This is a genomic window from Myroides sp. ZB35 (assembly GCF_001865835.1).
Lineage (GTDB): Bacteria > Bacteroidota > Bacteroidia > Flavobacteriales > Flavobacteriaceae > Flavobacterium > Flavobacterium odoratimimum.
In genome coordinates this window covers 2823242-2841517 of record NZ_CP017769.1, presented here as the reverse complement: position 1 = coordinate 2841517, position 18276 = coordinate 2823242, and the positions used below count along the sequence as shown (strand labels likewise).

General features: G+C 33.1%; 20 protein-coding genes. 8 read left to right on the top strand and 12 right to left on the bottom strand.

What is annotated here, in order from left to right; genetic code table 11:
* Positions 1-51: 51 nt before the first annotated feature.
* Positions 52-489: a hypothetical protein gene (locus tag BK054_RS18640; RefSeq protein WP_232234271.1), complete on the bottom strand. Its 438-nt coding sequence runs from the start codon at positions 487-489 to the stop codon at positions 52-54.
* A gap of 222 nt (positions 490-711) precedes the next feature.
* Positions 712-1986: a serine hydroxymethyltransferase gene (gene glyA, locus BK054_RS12615; RefSeq protein ID WP_006261020.1), complete on the bottom strand. Its 1275-nt coding sequence runs from the start codon at positions 1984-1986 to the stop codon at positions 712-714.
* A 109-nt stretch (positions 1987-2095) separates the two neighbouring features.
* On the opposite strand from glyA, the gene fahA reads away from it, so the two are divergent.
* The gene (gene fahA / locus BK054_RS12610) at positions 2096-3379 is read left to right on the top strand and encodes a fumarylacetoacetase (RefSeq protein ID WP_071307338.1); all 1284 of its coding nucleotides are present in this window, start codon (positions 2096-2098) and stop codon (positions 3377-3379) included.
* A gap of 125 nt (positions 3380-3504) precedes the next feature.
* Positions 3505-4176: an SMI1/KNR4 family protein gene (locus BK054_RS12605; RefSeq protein ID WP_071307337.1), complete on the top strand. Its 672-nt coding sequence runs from the start codon at positions 3505-3507 to the stop codon at positions 4174-4176.
* A 113-nt stretch (positions 4177-4289) separates the two neighbouring features.
* Here BK054_RS12605 and BK054_RS12600 read toward each other — a convergent pair whose 3' ends face one another.
* Positions 4290-4646, bottom strand: a complete 357-nt coding sequence (locus BK054_RS12600; protein WP_006259132.1) for a four helix bundle protein — start codon at positions 4644-4646, stop codon at positions 4290-4292.
* Between the two features lie 1169 nt (positions 4647-5815).
* Positions 5816-6748: a hypothetical protein gene (locus BK054_RS12595; protein WP_071307336.1), complete on the bottom strand. Its 933-nt coding sequence runs from the start codon at positions 6746-6748 to the stop codon at positions 5816-5818.
* Positions 6749-7021: 273 nt separating this feature from the next.
* Here BK054_RS12595 and BK054_RS12590 point away from each other — a divergent pair, with 273 nt between their 5' ends.
* The 3 genes from BK054_RS12590 (at position 7022) to BK054_RS12580 (ending at position 8362) form a co-directional block, all read left to right on the top strand.
* Positions 7022-7747, top strand: coding sequence for an SDR family NAD(P)-dependent oxidoreductase (locus tag BK054_RS12590; RefSeq protein WP_006265141.1), 726 nt, complete (start codon positions 7022-7024; stop codon positions 7745-7747).
* Positions 7748-7865: 118 nt separating this feature from the next.
* Complete coding sequence (locus BK054_RS12585; protein WP_071307335.1) at positions 7866-8072, top strand: hypothetical protein; 207 nt, start codon at positions 7866-7868, stop codon at positions 8070-8072.
* Positions 8072-8362, top strand: coding sequence for a type II toxin-antitoxin system RelE/ParE family toxin (locus tag BK054_RS12580; protein WP_006261015.1), 291 nt, complete (start codon positions 8072-8074; stop codon positions 8360-8362). Before BK054_RS12585 ends, BK054_RS12580 begins: the two co-directional genes overlap by 1 nt.
* Before the next feature lie 69 nt (positions 8363-8431).
* Here BK054_RS12580 and BK054_RS12575 read toward each other — a convergent pair whose 3' ends face one another.
* Together BK054_RS12575 and BK054_RS12570 are read right to left on the bottom strand one after the other, a co-directional pair.
* Complete coding sequence (locus BK054_RS12575) at positions 8432-9322, bottom strand: hypothetical protein (RefSeq protein WP_006259137.1); 891 nt, start codon at positions 9320-9322, stop codon at positions 8432-8434.
* 111 nt (positions 9323-9433) lie between these two features.
* A complete protein-coding gene (locus tag BK054_RS12570; protein WP_006259138.1) occupies positions 9434-9616 on the bottom strand; it encodes a hypothetical protein in 183 nt (60 codons plus the stop codon).
* Between the two features lie 284 nt (positions 9617-9900).
* Between BK054_RS12570 and BK054_RS12565 the strand changes: the two genes are divergently transcribed.
* Positions 9901-10341, top strand: coding sequence for a hypothetical protein (locus tag BK054_RS12565; RefSeq protein ID WP_006259139.1), 441 nt, complete (start codon positions 9901-9903; stop codon positions 10339-10341).
* A gap of 51 nt (positions 10342-10392) precedes the next feature.
* Here BK054_RS12565 and BK054_RS12560 read toward each other — a convergent pair whose 3' ends face one another.
* The gene (locus BK054_RS12560; protein ID WP_006259140.1) at positions 10393-11340 is read right to left on the bottom strand and encodes a hypothetical protein; all 948 of its coding nucleotides are present in this window, start codon (positions 11338-11340) and stop codon (positions 10393-10395) included.
* Between the two features lies 1 nt (position 11341).
* The gene (gene ytxJ, locus BK054_RS12555) at positions 11342-11680 is read right to left on the bottom strand and encodes a bacillithiol system redox-active protein YtxJ (RefSeq protein ID WP_025125527.1); all 339 of its coding nucleotides are present in this window, start codon (positions 11678-11680) and stop codon (positions 11342-11344) included.
* 163 nt (positions 11681-11843) lie between these two features.
* On the opposite strand from ytxJ, the gene clpB reads away from it, so the two are divergent.
* A complete protein-coding gene (clpB, locus tag BK054_RS12550) occupies positions 11844-14432 on the top strand; it encodes an ATP-dependent chaperone ClpB (RefSeq protein WP_071307334.1) in 2589 nt (862 codons plus the stop codon).
* 88 nt (positions 14433-14520) lie between these two features.
* On the opposite strand, the gene BK054_RS12545 is transcribed toward clpB, so the two are convergent.
* From BK054_RS12545 to BK054_RS12530, 4 genes are all read right to left on the bottom strand, one after another.
* Positions 14521-15495 carry a 3-oxoacyl-ACP synthase III family protein gene (locus tag BK054_RS12545; protein ID WP_006259143.1) on the bottom strand — a complete coding sequence of 325 codons (975 nt, stop codon included), beginning with the start codon at positions 15493-15495 and terminating at the stop codon, positions 14521-14523.
* 215 nt (positions 15496-15710) lie between these two features.
* A complete protein-coding gene (locus BK054_RS12540) occupies positions 15711-16553 on the bottom strand; it encodes a J domain-containing protein (RefSeq protein ID WP_006259144.1) in 843 nt (280 codons plus the stop codon).
* Positions 16554-16653: 100 nt separating this feature from the next.
* The gene (locus BK054_RS12535) at positions 16654-17523 is read right to left on the bottom strand and encodes a hypothetical protein (RefSeq protein WP_006259145.1); all 870 of its coding nucleotides are present in this window, start codon (positions 17521-17523) and stop codon (positions 16654-16656) included.
* A gap of 121 nt (positions 17524-17644) precedes the next feature.
* Positions 17645-17836: a hypothetical protein gene (locus BK054_RS12530; RefSeq protein WP_006259146.1), complete on the bottom strand. Its 192-nt coding sequence runs from the start codon at positions 17834-17836 to the stop codon at positions 17645-17647.
* Between the two features lie 206 nt (positions 17837-18042).
* On the opposite strand from BK054_RS12530, the gene BK054_RS12525 reads away from it, so the two are divergent.
* Positions 18043-18261, top strand: a complete 219-nt coding sequence (locus BK054_RS12525; protein ID WP_006259147.1) for a DUF2007 domain-containing protein — start codon at positions 18043-18045, stop codon at positions 18259-18261.
* Positions 18262-18276 lie beyond the last annotated feature (15 nt).

Sequence of the window (18276 nt, the reverse complement as noted above, 5' to 3'; positions counted from 1 at the left end):
TGTATCAAAAGCAATAATATCTCCACCCCATTCTCCATAATTAAAACCTCCTCAAATAACATTACTCCTATCTATAAAATAAGTTGAAGGAACAGACATTCCTTCTTTAATTCTTATTTGAGTATTCATAGTTTTTTGTTGATTGTATATCTTAGATGTAGACACATCTTCTATTCCTTTATCAGTGAATAAATAGCCATCACCTTTACTAGTATACTGTACTCCATTCACCTTATTAAGACTACTGTAGATAATCTTCCACTCCTTATTTTGGTAAAAGAGAAGATTCTTATTATTAGCAACTACAATTAACTCATCCCCTTTCAGACTAATATTATTTAATTGTGTATCTCCTTCTGTCTGAATTTCCTCTACTAATTTTAAAGTAACTTTATTATACACTGATATTTTATTCTGTCCCTTTAAAACATAGACAAGTGAATCAGAAACAACAAAGTCTCTGATTTTCTGACCAAAAACAGTACTCATAAAAACAAGATTTACTAAACTTAAAATGATAAACTTTTTCATATTCTTTCTCTCAAAGACTTTAAAACGACTCTTTATAACCTTCTCTATCAATAAGGCTCTTAGGAATGACAAGAACGCTTACTAATATACATTATCTCCTCTTAGTACAACTATTTATTAAACAAAAAAAGGGACTCATCTCTGAGCCCCTTCCTTATTAAAATCTTATATTTTAGTCGATTACCAAACGAACATTGGTCTTTCTTCCATCATTTCATTTACTTCGTCTGCTACTTCTTCTAGAACAGCCTCATCAGTATGATTCATCAATACTCTATCAATAAGTTCTACGATAGTTTCCATATCAGCTTCTACTAAACCTCTTGTAGTAATAGCTGGAGTACCAATACGGATACCTGAAGTTACAAATGGAGATTTGTCATCAAATGGAACCATATTTTTGTTCACAGTGATTTCAGCTTTCACTAATGCTTGTTCAGCTTCTTTACCAGAGATATTCTTATTTCTAAGATCGATAAGCATCATGTGGTTATCAGTTCCTCCAGAGATAATGTTATAACCTCTCTTCACGAAAGCAGCAGCCATAGCTTTAGCATTCTTCTGCACTTGCATCATATATTGGAAGTACTCATCAGTTAATGCTTCACCAAAAGCAACAGCTTTAGCAGCGATAATGTGCATTAAAGGTCCTCCTTGGTTTCCAGGGAATACAGCACTGTCTAATAAAGCAGACATCATACGTACTTCACCTTTAGGAGTAGTTAATCCGAATGGATTAGGGAAGTCTTTACCCATCATAATCATACCTCCACGTGGTCCTCTCAATGTCTTGTGAGTAGTCGTAGTGATAATATGACAATGAGGTACAGGGTCATTCATTAATCCTTTAGCGATTAAACCTGCAGGGTGTGAAATATCAGCCATTAAAATAGCCCCAACGCTATCTGCAATCTCTCTGAAACGTTTAAAGTCCATATCACGAGAATAAGCAGATGCTCCAGCGATGATTAATTTAGGTTGCTCTTTAGTAGCTACCTCTTGTATTTTATCATAATTTAATAATCCTGTCTCTTGATCTACTCCGTAGAATACAGGATTGTATAACTTTCCTGAGAAGTTAACTGGTGATCCATGAGTTAAGTGTCCTCCATGAGATAAGTCAAAACCTAAGATTTTGTCACCTGGTTTAAGACATGCAAAGAATACAGCTGTATTAGCTTGTGATCCAGAGTGAGGCTGTACGTTAACATACTCAGCACCGAATAAAGCTTTAGCACGGTCTATCGCGATTTGCTCTACTACGTCTACTACTTCACATCCGCCGTAGTAACGTTTATTAGGGTATCCCTCAGCATACTTGTTAGTCAAACAAGAACCTGCTGCTTCCATAGTTTCTTCACTTACAAAGTTTTCAGAAGCAATTAATTCAATACCATGAATTTGTCTATCTTGCTCTTCTACGATCAGGTCGAAAATTTCTGAATCTCTTCTCATTTAGTTTGTGTGTTTCGTTAATTTGATTCCAAATGTACAAAAAACGTTTGTTATATTCAGTCTTAATTATATATTTGAATATACTATTAACTTAAACAAAAAAACAATTATGATGATTAGTGCAAATGATCCGATGAGGAAAACATGGTTACCAGTAGAGAGTGATTCTGACTTTCCAATTCAGAATATTCCTTTCGGTGTTTTTATCACCAAAGATGATATTATAACTATAGGAACTCGTATCGGAGATTATGCCATTGATTTGAGTGCCTTACAAATGCTTGGATATTTTAAAGGTATAGAGCTGACAGATGATGTTTTTTTACAAGACACACTTAATGACTTTATCTCTAACGGCAAAAAAACATGGCGAGCGGTAAGAAATAGAATCGCTGAGATATTTGACCAAAACAACGATGAATTAAAAAACAATACTAAACATAGAGATGTTGTCATCTTCAAAATAGAAGATGTAGAAATGCAATTACCTGTGTATATAGGAGACTATACTGACTTCTACTCAAGTAAAGAGCACGCTACCAATGTTGGAACCATGTTTAGAGATCCTGATAATGCTTTATTCCCTAACTGGCTTCATATCCCGATAGGGTACCATGGTAGAAGTTCTACTATTGTTCCTTCAGGAGTAAATGTAAAACGTCCTGTAGGACAGACTCTTCCAAAAGGAGCTACCACGCCTATCTTCGGAGCGTCACAACGTGTAGACTTTGAGCTAGAAACTGCTTTTATTACTACAGATGCTAACCTAATGGGAGATAGTGTACCTGTAGATGATGCTGAAGAGTACATCTTCGGTATGGTGCTTCTAAATGACTGGAGTGCACGAGACGTTCAGACTTGGGAATATGTACCACTAGGGCCATTCTTAGCTAAGAACTTTGCTTCTTCTATTTCTCCTTGGATCATCACTTTAGATGCTCTTGAGCCTTTTAGAGTAGCAAGCCCAAAACAAGACCCTACTCCTCTTCCTTATCTACAACAAACTGGAGATAAAGCTTTTGACATCAAGCTAGAAGTTTACATACAACCAGAGAATAGTGAAGATAAACTAGTAGCTGAATCTAACTTTAAATATATGTACTGGACAATGAGTCAGCAATTAGCTCATCACACTGTAAATGGATGTAAAGTAAACTCAGGAGACTTAATGGGCTCTGGTACTATATCTGGTCCTACACCTGACAGTTATGGTTCTATGTTAGAGTTAACTTGGGCTGGTAGTAAACCTATCACCATGCCTGATGGTAGTACTAGAACATTCTTACACGACTATGATACTGTAACCATGAAAGGATACTGTAAAAATGATGAAGTAAGAATTGGTTTTGGAGAAGTAAGAAGTACTTTACTTCCTGCTACAATCAAGTTTTAAAACACTATACTGATCAAGTATAAATGACATACAAAAGCGTGAAGTAACTCTGTTATTTCACGCTTTCTTTTTGAGTAAACCTATACTCTTTTCTAATTATTAAGTACATTTGAGCCTTCAATACTATGACTATGTACACAGAACAAATCAAACGCATCAAAGAAAAAATAAGTCAACTTGACAAATTAGACCAAGACTTGGAAGTATTCGGTGCTGATACACATGAATATATATTAAACCCTGTATTAGGCGAGAAAGAAGTAACACAATTTGAAAAAGAGCATCAAATCAGTTTACCAAAAGACTACGTAGCTTTTATTACACAAGTAGGAAATGGTGGTGTAGGTCCATTTTATGGATTACAAACACTAGCGGAAGCTAGTGTAAACGAAGAAGTAATGATGATCACAGGAGAAGACACTTCTTCTCTTTTACAAAAAGCTTTCCCGCATACTCAACCTTGGAACCCTATTGAGGCACTGGGTGAAATAGATAATAAGATAGAAAAAGCTGCTGAAGAAGGAAACGAAGAATTAGAAGAAGAACTATACGAAGAGAGATTAGAAATAATCGGTGGCGAAGAGCACGATTATGGAAGACTTAACTTATGTGACTATGGATGTGGTATCACATTATTCTTAGTAATTACGGGAGAACAAAAAGGAATTATGTGGACTGATGATAGAGTTAATGACGGCGGATTATACCCAAGTATTGAGCTAGAGAACGAAGCTAGTCTGTCTTTTTTAGACTGGTATGAGCTTTGGTTAGATAATACTATTGCTGAATTTGAATAAAACTCAGTATAGATAATTGAAATAAAGAAGCGTGAAACGCCCCGTGCGTATCACGCTTTTTTAATAGGCTAATAGTCTTTTTAGCCATAGTCTGTACATGGTAAGTTAACGTCTTATTCCTTTTTCTTTTTCAACGATTTGATTAAAGTGTACAGCATACTTCTAATCTCTGTAATAGTAGAATCGTATTGAGCTATATTCTCTAAATAATTCAGATCATGTGCTATCACTAATTGAGTTTCTAACTCTGCTAAATTTCCTAGAGCTATGTATAGAAACTGTTTATACTCCTTATTCCCTTTTCTAGCACTCCCCTCAGCTATATTAGAAGGAATAGCTACAGCACTCTGTCTTAGTTGACTGCTCAGTCCATATATTTCCTCTTTTGGGAAGTCTTTTGTAATATCATAAACAGTAGAAACAAACTCTACACTGTACTTCCAAACCTCTAAATCGCGATGTGTATTCATAATTAAATTTTAGTCGAAACTACTTATAATAATGTTGGTATAGGCTATCATAAATATTACGAAATAATTAAGTTATCGTAAAGTAGAGATTATACACTCCTCTATCTTTCCTTTCCTAACCTGAGTTCGATTACTATTAGTTTTTTACAATTACATAAAACGTAAAAACAAAACAACACTATAAATAACTGGTCAACAACGCATTTTATCTTCATACTTAAAGATAAGTGCGTGAAATCTATTTTATATAATAAGTTTTATACTTTTTTATTTCATACTAAGCCTAAAAAGGCTGTCAAAACAAAGAGACTTATTTTATCTTTTAATCTTGTTTAGGGTTTTCTAAGAAATGCAATAGCTTAATGTAGTTAAAGCCCACAAAGACTATCAAAACTCTTGCGTATACTGCAAAACTACCTGTACAAAAGAAACTGATTAGCACTACTCAAACTATACATTAAACAAGGTTTTCTTCGGGCGTTGATTAGAGAGTCTTTTGGAGTTCTTCGGAAAACTAGTCTTCCTTCCGAAGAAACACTGAATTATTCCGAAGAGGTTCCGAAGAAACGCATAGCGACAACATTTCTTATTACTGTAAATCAACCAATTACAATACCAAAATAGGAATAAAGTGGAACTTTTGGGAAATAAAGAGAAGTTTTTGGAAGAGAATGGAAGAAAGTGGAAGCTATTCTAAAAACTTGTTTTTTCGATTGTAGTTTTGCCATGTAATCAGGAAGAGAAATATAATCTAATTGGTATCCTATGATTTTCCGTGATAAACCTGCAAGCTAACTTCTTTTTAAATATTTTTATCGAACAACCATGATTTTATCTCAGTCTTTATTTACAAGTTAAGGATAGTTTTATTTTGACCTACTAGGAGATTGCTTGAGGTTTTCTTGCACCTTTCTTGCACCTTTCTTCGACGAAAACTACCTTCTAGGCTAGAAAACCCCTAGAAATCTCCTAGCAATCCCCTAAGAAGTGCAAGCCAAGTGTTCTTGTTCTAATCCTAAATATGAGTGTCATTCTATATTAATACAATGATACACTAATGGATAAAACCTCTTTAGCCCAACTGAGGTTCCTAAATAAAAAGCCCCTTAGTATAATCACTAAGAGGCTTTAAAAAAAAGTACATTATTTACTCTAAAAGTAAATCGTAATTAACATCCTATACTTTCGTGCGCCGCTACGGGCTGTATAGAAACATTATTATTGGTTATATCTGACAGATACAATGTCGGTCTAGAGATATTGTACTCCGTAGAAGTATTAATCAATATATCTATTATATTATCACCATTAAGATCTCCACTAAAAATCACTTTAGGCACCTGTCCTTCTTCAAAGTATTTCTTAGATAATAGCATCATTTCGCTGACTTGTTCTCCATCTTTTATCTCCATACGCAAAGTATAATTCTTCACATAATACTTAGGCATTTCATAACCTTGCTCTACAGAGTTTAAGAAGTCTTCTTCGCTTACTCCATTAAGTTTTCTTGTACCTGTAGCATATAAAGTATACTCCCTACCTTTAAATGAGATTTGTACTTTCTCACCAGGATAGATATATGAAGGAATATTTGCCGTCTCTACAACAGCCTCTTTCAGACTACTATTTTTATTCTCTATAAACATTAGACAAGCTTGTTTTCCACTATTAGAAATAGCTACTCCACTCACTTCGTCTTCCTCTTCACTAGTATCTGCAAGGATCTTAGATACCAGAGGCGCCATAGCCACTAACTTATAAGTATTAGTACTATCAGATATTAATCCTAACCATTCTTTTGACTCTATTCTTTCAGGAACTTCATCTGCATGAAATGCCCCAGGTGTAAGAAGCGTATTGTCAAATGAAAAATGTTTTGGATAATCCTTAATATTTTCGGTTCCAGACACTATACTATAGTGTTCAAAACCATCGTCATCTGTTCCTATGTTGCTGATGACTATTTCTTCAGGTTTTAGGTTAGCGTAACCAATATTCCGCTCACCCTCAGTAGATACTTCTTCTACTTCTTTTTTTTTACAACTGTTCATAGCTAGCCCAATTGTCAAAACTATCACTGCAATTAGTGATTTTCTTTTCATCGTTATTTCGTATTTTTAAGGTGGTGCAAAAGTATATGTTCTTCTGATATCCCAACTATAAAAACCACATTTTAACACTACTCGTAATAAACTAATAAACAGATAATTGCATCATTAAAAAACAATACCGTACTGCTACTTAATGTCAAAACTCTTAAAAAGCTTCCCAACAAGTTTACTATACCTCTTCTTTTTGTAAATTGCTGATTCTTAAAAACAAGATGAACAGTAAAAATAATCTTCATCTTTTACACCACATAAATGCAATACATCATGAATGCAAAAACATACTTAATATTTGGAGTAAGCAAAGGCTTAGGAAAAGCCATCACGCAATATATTCCTAATGAACAAGATATCGTTTATGGGATCTCTCGTACTAAACCTGATTATTTAGATAAACACGATCAGAACAAGCATTGGATAGCAGGAGATTTATCTCATCCAAGTCAAGCTACTAATGACTTAAAACAAGCAATAGGTAACCAAAAAATAGATTATTTAATCTATAATGTAGGGATATGGGAACACAATGCTTTCTCAGATACTTATAGCTTCCATGATAATACGCAAGAAGAAATCATCAATATGATTAACACCAACATCTCTTCTTGTATTCTAATGATTCAAGCCTTTATAGAAAACCTAAAGTTATCAGAGAATGCTAAGATTATCTTAATAGGATCTACTTGGGGATTAGATAATCACAATGGAAAAGAAGTTGCCTTCTCAGCAACCAAGTTTGCATTAAGAGGAGTTATTCACTCTTTAAGAGAAAACCTAAGAGAAGATAATATAGGAGTATCTATTCTTAACTTAGGATATCTAGCTACAGAATATGGATGTGAAGAAACTGTAAAGTCTATTATCGAGAAATCTAATGGGGAACTTATCCCATTACAAGATGTATTACAAGCCATCCGTTTTATCATCTCAACATCTAATGCAACGTGTGTAAAAGAAATCAATATGCCTGCGATGAAGGATTTAAATATGTAGTAAAAACAAATATCAACAAAGCCATAACACACTGAATATCTTAAAAATATAAAATAAAAAAATCTAAAACCTGTATTTTATTTATACCTTTGTAAAAGATATTAAAATCACAATACTTATGAAAACTCAACACAAAGAAAATCAAAACAAAAACGGATCTTGTGTTACTCTCTGCAATAACAATATTAGCACAGAAATCATAAGTAATACTATATCACAAGAACATAAAAATTTTATAGATTCTAGATTAGAACACTATCATAACAATCCAGATGACTTAATGGACTTTGAAGAATTAGTAAATAAATTTGAAAAAGAGCTATAGTGTATATATTGGTAAACAATTCTTTAGTTGAACAAGATATTAGATTTGCCTTTGATTACTACAAAAGTATATCACACAAACTTGCAAAAGAATTTATACAACAATTACAAAAAGCAAAAGAGAACATCATATTATACCCTTTCAGTAATGATATAGTCTATAATAATGTACGTTTACATAAGTTAAAACAATTCCCTTATCACATACATTATATTGTAGAGGAAGATAAAATGAAAATTATCATCCTCGCTATTGTACATACTAAAAGAGAATATTCTAAATACAAATAAGAGAATATTCTAAATACAAATAAGAGAGGCTGTCCATGGACAGCCTCTCTTATTTGTATTGGTTGTTTACTAACATCCTAAATTCACTAAAGCCGCAACAGGTTTTACTGTTACTGCTCCTGATTTACCTTCTGATAGATACAACGTATATCTACTCATATTATAGTTATAAGTAGTATTAATTAGAAAATCAATATTTCCATCTCCATTTAAATCTCCTACAAAGTCGATTGTTGGAGTAGCTTCTTCTAAACTTGATAAATCTAATAAAGTGATTACCTTATCTTGCCCCTTAACTTTTAAGAATAAACTGTATTTTTTAATCTCATACCCTTGTACCTCTTCTCCTTCTTCATTTTGGTAAGTATAGGCTGCTCCTTTTTCTCCTTTAGCAAAGAGAGTATAGGTTTTTCCCTTAAATATAAAATCTTTGCTCTCGCCTGGATAAATAGTCTTAGGCAAATTGACTGTTTCTAGGTTACTACCTTGAGTTAATACCCCTTCATTCGTCATGAACACCACTTCACCCACACTCTTAGCAGAGACTTTTACCCCTGTCATTTCTCCTGCCTCATCTAATACTACATCATGTATTAATTTGGTAGTAGGATTTACTTTATGTACGCTATATGTACCATCTGTTTCCTTTACTAATCCTACCCAAGACTTACTACTTACGTTATCTACTATTTCTCCTTCATGATACTCACCTGTCATAATTAAATCATGTTTAAACTTAAAAGAAGCTGGGTAAACTGTAGGGTCATAATAATCTTCCTCTCCTTCTACTACAGCCTCATCTACTATAGCTGCAGGTTCCTCTTCTCCTTCATTAACAGAAGTTGTTGTTTCCTCTATAGGAGTTTCTGTTGTAGAAGATTCTTCTTGTTTGTCTTTACAAGCTGTAGTTAAACTAACTATAGCCGTAAATACGAATATAGACATCAGTCTTTTCTTCATAATTTGCGAGTTTTAAAACCTTGCTAAAATAAAAATATTCTTGCTTCCTACAACTCCTAACTCACAGACAATAAATAATTACAAATCAAAAAGTTATATCTAAAATCACATTTATCTCCAAGTACAAGAGTCATTTTTACATCCAAAATTAAAGAAAGCTTGTAAAAACAAATACAAAACTGGAATCATCAAAATCCACAATTCTGCATCTAAAGCTTGAAATAAAAGTAATACTCCTAGACCTAGACGAATCCACCTCATCACTGTCCATTTCTTAAAATATGCAATAATCATCTTATATCATTTAGTACTTCAAAGATAGGTAACGATAATCTTACCTATTGTTACATAAGTTACAGACTCTCTATTTTAAGATGACGACACTAACTTCTTCAGGAATTTGTGTCCAATATATGGGGAGCTCTTACTGGAAAGCCTCATTAATATGAATACTACATGAATTGACAAAGAAGAAAGAATAACTTTTTCATTATTTAATCGTTGTGTAACAATTGTTACTTCATCTGTCTACACTATCTGCTACTTTCGCTGATATATAAACCATAATATAGTAAACAATGAGAAAATTAGTTTTAGCCATCGCTTTATGTTCTATCGTAAGTGCTCAAGCAGTAGCCTACAATACAGTAAACAATGAAACATCTATTGTTGCTTATGAACAAGATACTAAAGGAGATAAATATGCTATTCTAGTACAATCTATAAAAAACCTACGCTCTTCTATAATGACAGGAAGTGAAATCAAACAAGCTAATCCTAAAGCTGATTTCCAAATCGTAATCATGGGGCAAATGGTACAAGAGTTAAACAATAAAGAACTACGTGCTGAGTTAGATGCTGCAAATAAAGCAGGTATTAAATTAGTAGTATGTGAATTTGCATTAAACGTTTACGGTGTAACATTGAAAGACTTGCCTTTGTACTTTATCGGAACACCTAATGCGCATAAATACATGTTTCAGTTAAATGAAAACAACTACAATACACTTTCTATTTAATTAAGAAAGTCCCCCCTGTATTTATGACAAAAGAGGCCGAAAGCCTCTTTTTTATTTTACCTCATCTGTATTCCATTGATCCCAATATTCAGGTCCATATATAATATCTATATACTCTCCATCTTTACTGTCCATATCTCCCAAATACATCTGCATATGTTCAGGGATACGTTCATAAGCTATTTTTAATGCTTCTTTTAATTCATCTGTAGGATTCTCTTGATAAGCTTCTAAAGCCTCTCTACACAACTGAAGTAAAGATTTCTCTCCATTTAACTGTCTATAGTCATCTTCTAATTCTACGAATATCTCTTCAATCTCATTACTATAAAACTCCTCTACTATTGTAAATTCTCCAAGGTTTTCTATTATCACTTTAGCCCCATTAGGAATGGTACTACAGACAATACCTTCATCTATCAAAGCCCTTAAACGTTCAAAGTCTAAAACTTTTTCTTCTCCACAACCGTGAATTAAGATCGTTTTATCTTTAAAAAGTAATAATTGCACTAAATAATACTTCCCTTCTGAAACATAAAATAGACTGCGATTCTCTCCTTTTATTTTAGTTGGAAAGAAGTGATCCACATTTACCGTATCTATTTTATACAATGTCCCTGTTCCTGACTCCCCTACTGTGACGCCATTGACTTTTCGCTCTTGATAAGTATATATATTCGTCCAATTAGGATTAAGTTCTAATACCAAACTTTTTATAAACTCAAGATACGTCTCAGGTGTATAATACCAATGTCCTTTATCTATTTTCCAAGATCCTAGATTAAAACAGGAGATTTCCTCTCCGTCAGGTATATTAGTGACAACCCATCCTTTCTGTACATCTTTAATAAAATGTTCGAAATCTTCAAAGTTCCAATCCGCTATCCTTCCATCTTCATAAACATCAAAATGTGTAAAGTGGTATCCTCCATTCTGGATAATACCTGGTGTCTTTACCCCTTGTAGAGTAGCAGTTCTATAAACTAATGTTCTACTCATCCTATAGTCTCAGCAGTAATTTCTCTGTATCAACACCATCTATACTCTCATGTGAAGTATTAAAGACCGCTTTTCCCTTAGAAACAATGATTAATTGTGGTGACTCGTGATGCACATCTAGTTCTTCTTTTACCTCCATAGACTGAAGTCTATTATTAACTACATCTACTAGATAACAATCTGCATCTGTAGGATTAGTAAAGCTTGCTTCAAAATTTCTTAATGCAAATTTACTAATATGGCATCGAGGGCTGTGTTTAAATATAATTACTGCTTTATCATTTGAATTAGCAATCAGGTCTTTTACTTGACTACTTTCTGTTATATTGATCCATTTCATAAGACAAAATGTTAGTGTGATTTACATTACTTAAGCGAATTTATGACTTTTTGACATCTTTTACTAATACGAATAATTCAAATATTGCCAAAAAGTCTTAATTTTAATATTGGAACACCTTTTGCCTATTACGATATATCCAAACAAATAAACGATTTATTATATGAACTTAAATAATTTTACAATAAAATCTCAAGAAGCCTTACAACAAGCACAGGTAATCGTGCAAGGCTTAGGGCAACAACAAATAGAAAATGAGCACATCTTTAAAGCTATTATGGAAGTAGATGAAAATGTGACACCATTTATCTTAAAGAAACTAAACATCAATGTAGATACTTTTAAATCTGTATTAGATGCTACGATAGCTAACTTTCCGAAAGTAGCTGGAGGACAATTAGGCTTATCTAGAGAGGCAGGTACTGCTATCACTGAAGCTCAGGCTATCGCTACGAAAATGAAAGATGAGTACGTATCTATTGAACACTTAATCTTAGCAATCTTTAAATCAAAAAGCAAAGTAGCTCAGATCTTAAAAGATCAAGGTGTTACAGAAAAACAACTTGAAGCTGCAATTAACGAAATCAGAAATGGAGCAAGAGTAACTTCTGCCTCTGCAGAAGAAACTTACAACTCTTTAAATAAATATGCGAATAACTTAACGCAATTAGCTAACGAAGGTAAGCTGGATCCTGTAATTGGTCGTGACGAAGAAATCAGACGTGTGTTACAAATCTTGAGCCGTCGTACTAAAAACAACCCAATGCTTATCGGTGAGCCAGGAGTTGGTAAAACAGCTATTGCAGAGGGATTAGCACACCGTATCGTACAACAAGACGTACCTGAAAACTTAAAAGACAAACAAATCTTCTCTTTAGATATGGGAGCTTTGATTGCAGGTGCGAAGTACAAAGGAGAATTTGAAGAGCGTTTAAAATCAGTAGTAAAAGAAGTAACTTCTGCTGAAGGAAATATCATTCTATTCATTGATGAGATTCACACCCTTGTAGGTGCTGGAGGTGGTGATGGTGCGATGGATGCAGCAAATATCTTAAAACCTGCATTAGCACGTGGAGAACTACGTTCTATCGGAGCAACTACATTAGATGAGTATCAAAAATACTTTGAGAAAGACAAAGCTTTAGAGCGTCGTTTCCAAAAAGTAATGGTAGATGAGCCAGATACAGAAAGTGCGATCTCTATCCTACGTGGTATAAAAGAGAAATATGAAGCTCACCACAAAGTACGTATAAAAGATGAGGCGATTATAGCTGCTGTTAATTTATCAGAGCGTTATATCACCAACCGTTTCTTACCAGACAAGGCAATTGACCTTATGGATGAAGCTGCGGCTAAACTAAGAATGGAGATCAACTCTAAACCAGAAGAACTAGACGTATTAGATCGTAAGATTATGCAGTTAGAAATTGAAATTGAGGCGATTAAACGTGAGAACGATGAGGATAAACTTAAATCTCTTGGATTAGAAGTAGCTAACTTAAAAGAAGAAAGAAACGATATCTATAGCAAATGGCAATCTGAAAAAGAGGTTGTAGATAAGGTACAAGCTATCAAACAAGAAATAGAAACTTATAAGCTGGAAGCAGAAAAAGCAGAACGCGATGGTGACTATGGAAAAGTAGCTGAGCTTAGATATGGTAAGATAAAAGATGCTCAAGAAGAACTTGAGAAAGCACAAAAACAATTAGACGAAAACCAAAATGGTCAATCGCTAATTAAAGAAGAAGTTACAAGTGATGATATCGCTGAAGTAGTAGCGAAATGGACTGGTGTACCTGTTACTAAAATGCTTCAAAGTGAAAGAGAAAAACTACTTCACTTAGAAGAGGAGTTACACAAACGTGTAGTAGGTCAAGAAGAAGCAATTGAAGCGATTAGTGATGCAGTACGCAGAAGTCGCGCTGGATTACAAGACCCTAAAAAACCAATAGGTTCATTCCTATTCTTAGGTACTACTGGGGTTGGTAAAACAGAGTTGGCAAAAGCATTAGCAGAGTACTTATTTGATGATGAAAATGCGATGACTCGTATTGATATGAGTGAATATGGTGAAAGACACAGTGTAAGTAGATTAGTAGGAGCGCCTCCAGGATACGTAGGATATGATGAAGGTGGTCAATTAACAGAAGCTGTACGTAGAAAACCTTACTCAGTAGTGTTATTAGATGAGATTGAGAAAGCACACCCTGATACATTTAATATCTTACTTCAAGTTTTAGATGAAGGACGTCTAACAGACAATAAAGGACGTTTAGCTGACTTTAAAAACACAATCATCATCATGACTTCTAATATGGGTAGTCATATCATCCAAGAGAAGTTTGAGAATGCTACGAATATGGAGCAGGCTTCTGAAGATGCTAAAGTGGAAGTACTAAACGAATTGAAACAACAAGTGCGTCCTGAATTCTTAAACCGTATAGATGAAGTAGTGATGTTTACTCCATTGAGCAAAAAAAACATCTTACAGATTGTAGATATACAACTACAAAGTGTATTCAAAATGCTTGCTCAACAAAACATACATATGGAAGCTACTGCGGAAGCTAAAGAGTTCTTAGCTACTAAAGGCTTTGATCCTGAGTTCGGTGCACGCCCTGTAAAACGTGTAGTACAAAAAGAAGTGTTGAACCGCTTGTCTAAAGAAATCTTATCTGGTAATGTAAAAGCAGATAGTATGATCTTGTTAGACTCGTTTAACAACGAGTTGGTCTTCAGAAACCAACAATAACATTTCGGATTAGTTAGTGAATAGTTATAAAATGAAAACACCCTAAGTCTAGATGACTTAGGGTGTTTTTTATTGCGTATACTTTTAATTAGTATTCCCAAAGCATTAATCCTGCTTCATAACCAGCACCTAGTGTCCAAAACAAAATCTGCTCTCCTTGTTTAATCTTCCTTACTCTTCGCTGATATTGATCTAATGCTAAAAAAGGACTTGACGAACCAGTATATCCTAATTCATGAGAATAAAAAGGCACTTTATCATCACCTAAATTAAAATACTCTTTGATTAATTGTACATTTTTATAAGAAAACTGAGAAAACATAAACAAATCTATATCTTCTACACTCATTTTATTTCTCTCTAAAAATAATAATAGTTCTTTCTTTATGAAGTCCACACTTCCCATTCCGTCAAAGGAGCGATCCCATACTAATACATCTTCATTCTTAAACTGAGAAAAGCCAGCTGGCGGATAAGACACTGTATCAGCAATATCACTATCTGTATGATACATTACATCCTTAAGTCCTATACTTTCTCCATCCTTATCAAGAATAAAAGCAAAAGCAGAATCAGAAAAACAAAATGCTGTAATTGGATTATTATTATCTACTATACGACATAGATTCTCTGCACATACAATTAATGCTCTCTGCATATTAGGAGTACATTGCAAATATTTAGTCAACTGATCTAACGCTATAAATGCTCCAATGCAATTGGCATTTAAATCAAAACACATAGTTTTCTTCTTTGCATTCAACATTTGATGCAACTTGATAGAAGCTGATGGTACTAAAAGCTCTGGTGTAGCAGAAACTAAAGCAATAACATCAATATCTTCAATATGCAAACCACATTCTTTTAATGCTCCTTTTGCAGCTTTGGTAGCCATAGTAAGTGTTGTTTCTGTAGAATTTCGATCTAGAATAAATCTTTTTTTCCTTCCAAGACTCTGTTGAATTCTTTGCATTGGAATATTTCTTTGTTCAAAAGAAGCTATTACACACTCATTTGTTTCATAACTAGTTGGGTGATAAAAATAGGTCTGTTTTATTGTCATAATTATAAATTTTGATTGTAATTTAATTACATAAATTTATAAACCTTACTAGTTAAAAAACTAAAACCGTTGAATTTTAACACGAAAAACAATACTTTATAACATCTACTAATACCAACAAAAACAACAACTTATATAAAAAAACATTCTAAACACCTTTATTGAGTACCTTTTGTTTAAAAATAAAAGGTAGTAAATAGGGTTTTAAGTACCAATTAAAAACTTGTACTATCTATAACCTTTCCATTTTTAAATCTAATCTTACTCTTACCGTAATACCATGTCTCGATATCACCTTGTTCTTTTATATCTGTAGGATCTCCTTGTACAGCCCATACATCATTCTTACTCGCTCCTATTTTAAACGCTTTCTTTGTTTGAAACTCATCATTCAGATTATCTGTTTTAGAACTTGGTTTAGTAAGCTTTTCTTCTTTACTTACTTTAGTTGCCTCTACCTTCTTTTCTACAGAGATTTCCTTTTTTACTTCTTTTGCCTTATCAGTTACAGGTATTTCTTTCACACTTTCTGTATGTTGATGCTCCTTTTCTTTTTTTTCGGCAGTACAAACCTCTCTTCTTACCTCTACAGGCTTCACTTCTACTTTCTTTATAGTCGCTTTAGGTTTTGGCAATTCTTGCTCAACAATCACTGTTTCTTTAATCTCTGTATCTTCACTCTCATTAAATGTATAGTAAACTAAATACCCTCCTAAAACAACGATAATACCAATAACCACAAATAAGAAAATATAGGCATTATTACTTCCTGTATCTACCATCTTTTCTTTCTTTTTAGAGATTTCTTGTTTATCCTCAGGTCTAGAATAGACAGGTACCTCATAGCCATTCGCTATATTATACTTTTCTCTCTTTTCTCTATCTCCTAATGTAGCATAAGCTTCATTCAGTTGTTCGAACATCGTCTTATAGAATAAACTACTCGGATTCTTATCTGGACTATAACGCTCATATAAAGACTGAAAAGCACGCTTAAGCTCTTCCTCTGATACGGTAGGATTAACTCCTAACACTCTATAATAATTAACCTTATTCATTTAAACAAATCAATTTATTAACAAAATTAACAATAACAAGTCGATATAAGTTTAAATAAACAAATACTTTTATTACAAAGTCAAGTGATTATAAAAAATTTTACTTCTTTATAAATTGTGGATTTTTAGGTTGAAAGATATTTTGTAACTTTCTAGATAGACGCTTTAAAGTATTAGAGTGTTTAAGGTAGTAAGGTATTTGATCCAGAGGAATACTTCTAACATTAGCGATCACTTCATCTACTGTATAATTATGCATAAACGCTTTTTTTAACCAATCAGATATAAAATCATCCCATTGTTCTTTATTTCCCCAATAATGACCAATAATATGATCTGCAGGTGTCATATCTCCAGTAGAATTAAAAGCTAAAGAAAAAGCAAGTTGCTCTTTTGTAAATGCTTTAATACCTGCTTGACACATCTGATCTGTTATATCTAAAGCTAGTGAAATACTTGAAAAGTTACTTTTTGACACTCCTAGAACACCAGCATTCCACATACAGGTATCTTCTGTAATAAGAATTCCTCCATAAGTATTACCTTTCAATTCTTTCCAAAATCTCTTTCCTGTTTTCGTAGTAAATTTATTGAGCTGCCCTTCATCTATATGCATAATACTTGTTCCTTGTTCTAGTTTATCTCTTAGAGGTGTTAATGAATTATAAACAAAAGTATCTACATCTAGGTACAATAAATCTTTCTCTGGATACTGCTGAGCGATATACTCTAATGCCTTTATTTTTACTCTAAACATATATTGGTACTTCCCTAACCAATCTTTAACAAGATCCTTATCTAAAGATTCTACCGTTATTCTTCCCTTTAATTGATTAAACAGAGAAGGTTCTTCAGTCAATACAATAATATTATCACTTGCTCCTTTATAAGCCAATACGGTATATATAGAGAAAAAAACTTGTTGATAATAACTCATCTTATTACCAAAAACCAAATAAACAATATTCATACTCTATTTTAAATTTGAAATAAAATTACAATTATATTTCGAAGTTATTATTGTTGTATAAATGAAAAAAGATCTTCATCCTGATAGGATAAGATCTTTTCTACTTCATCTATTCTATTATTTATACAGCCAGTTCCTTTACTATCTGATGCCACATAATAGGTAGGTCTGTAATACTACTCCATTTTTCGAAACCTATATTCTTCACAATCATCACAGCATCTGAAATCTGTTTTTTGGAAGTACTCTTGTTGACAATTGATTGCGCTATACTACTCAATTGACTAAATGCCTTTGTCTCCTCTATTTTCATAATCATTCAGTTTAATGAAACCTCTTCTCTTTTACTTATAATTTATCATTTATAAGATATTTTTTGTTTTATAATTCTTTTATTAAGATACTCCTTTTTAGAGTAATAAAAAAACTTATAGGCTAATTCATTTTGATTTTAACTTATCTTTTTTACTCTCTTAATTAAAAAAGTCATAATTTAGAAAAGAACAAATACAGAAGGTTATGAGTCACAAAAAATTATTTGCTGGCAGTGAGATTATCGTTCTCGCAGTAAGAAATCTCTTAGATGAAAATAATATTCCCTACATAATTAGAGATGATATACAATCAGCTATCGGAATTGGAGCAGGAACACTTGACAGAGCAGTACATATCTTAGTCGATGAAGAAGACTTAGATAAGGCTAAAGAATTATTAATCGAAAACGACTTTACAGAGTAAAATAAAAAAGGTTCA

Excerpts from the sequence above, each read along its gene's own strand:
- BK054_RS18640 (WP_232234271.1), bottom strand. The coding sequence starts at position 489 with ATGAGTACTGTTTTTGGTCAGAAAATCAGAGACTTTGTTGTTTCTGAT.
- BK054_RS12600 (WP_006259132.1), bottom strand. The coding sequence starts at position 4,646 with ATGAATACACATCGCGATTTAGAGGTTTGGAAGTACAGTGTAGAGTTT.
- BK054_RS12530 (WP_006259146.1), bottom strand. The coding sequence starts at position 17,836 with ATGAAAATAGAGGAGACAAAGGCATTTAGTCAATTGAGTAGTATAGCG.
- fahA (WP_071307338.1), top strand. The coding sequence starts at position 2,096 with ATGATGATTAGTGCAAATGATCCGATGAGGAAAACATGGTTACCAGTA.
- BK054_RS12535 (WP_006259145.1), bottom strand. The coding sequence starts at position 17,523 with ATGAATATTGTTTATTTGGTTTTTGGTAATAAGATGAGTTATTATCAA.
- BK054_RS12565 (WP_006259139.1), top strand. The coding sequence starts at position 9,901 with ATGAGAAAATTAGTTTTAGCCATCGCTTTATGTTCTATCGTAAGTGCT.
- glyA (WP_006261020.1), bottom strand. The coding sequence starts at position 1,986 with ATGAGAAGAGATTCAGAAATTTTCGACCTGATCGTAGAAGAGCAAGAT.
- BK054_RS12560 (WP_006259140.1), bottom strand. The coding sequence starts at position 11,340 with ATGAGTAGAACATTAGTTTATAGAACTGCTACTCTACAAGGGGTAAAG.
- BK054_RS12570 (WP_006259138.1), bottom strand. The coding sequence starts at position 9,616 with ATGATTATTGCATATTTTAAGAAATGGACAGTGATGAGGTGGATTCGT.
- BK054_RS12545 (WP_006259143.1), bottom strand. The coding sequence starts at position 15,495 with ATGACAATAAAACAGACCTATTTTTATCACCCAACTAGTTATGAAACA.
- BK054_RS12605 (WP_071307337.1), top strand. The coding sequence starts at position 3,505 with ATGACTATGTACACAGAACAAATCAAACGCATCAAAGAAAAAATAAGT.
- BK054_RS12585 (WP_071307335.1), top strand. The coding sequence starts at position 7,866 with ATGAAAACTCAACACAAAGAAAATCAAAACAAAAACGGATCTTGTGTT.
- BK054_RS12540 (WP_006259144.1), bottom strand. The coding sequence starts at position 16,553 with ATGAATAAGGTTAATTATTATAGAGTGTTAGGAGTTAATCCTACCGTA.
- ytxJ (WP_025125527.1), bottom strand. The coding sequence starts at position 11,680 with ATGAAATGGATCAATATAACAGAAAGTAGTCAAGTAAAAGACCTGATT.
- BK054_RS12575 (WP_006259137.1), bottom strand. The coding sequence starts at position 9,322 with ATGAAGAAAAGACTGATGTCTATATTCGTATTTACGGCTATAGTTAGT.
- clpB (WP_071307334.1), top strand. The coding sequence starts at position 11,844 with ATGAACTTAAATAATTTTACAATAAAATCTCAAGAAGCCTTACAACAA.
- BK054_RS12525 (WP_006259147.1), top strand. The coding sequence starts at position 18,043 with ATGAGTCACAAAAAATTATTTGCTGGCAGTGAGATTATCGTTCTCGCA.
- BK054_RS12590 (WP_006265141.1), top strand. The coding sequence starts at position 7,022 with ATGAATGCAAAAACATACTTAATATTTGGAGTAAGCAAAGGCTTAGGA.
- BK054_RS12595 (WP_071307336.1), bottom strand. The coding sequence starts at position 6,748 with ATGAAAAGAAAATCACTAATTGCAGTGATAGTTTTGACAATTGGGCTA.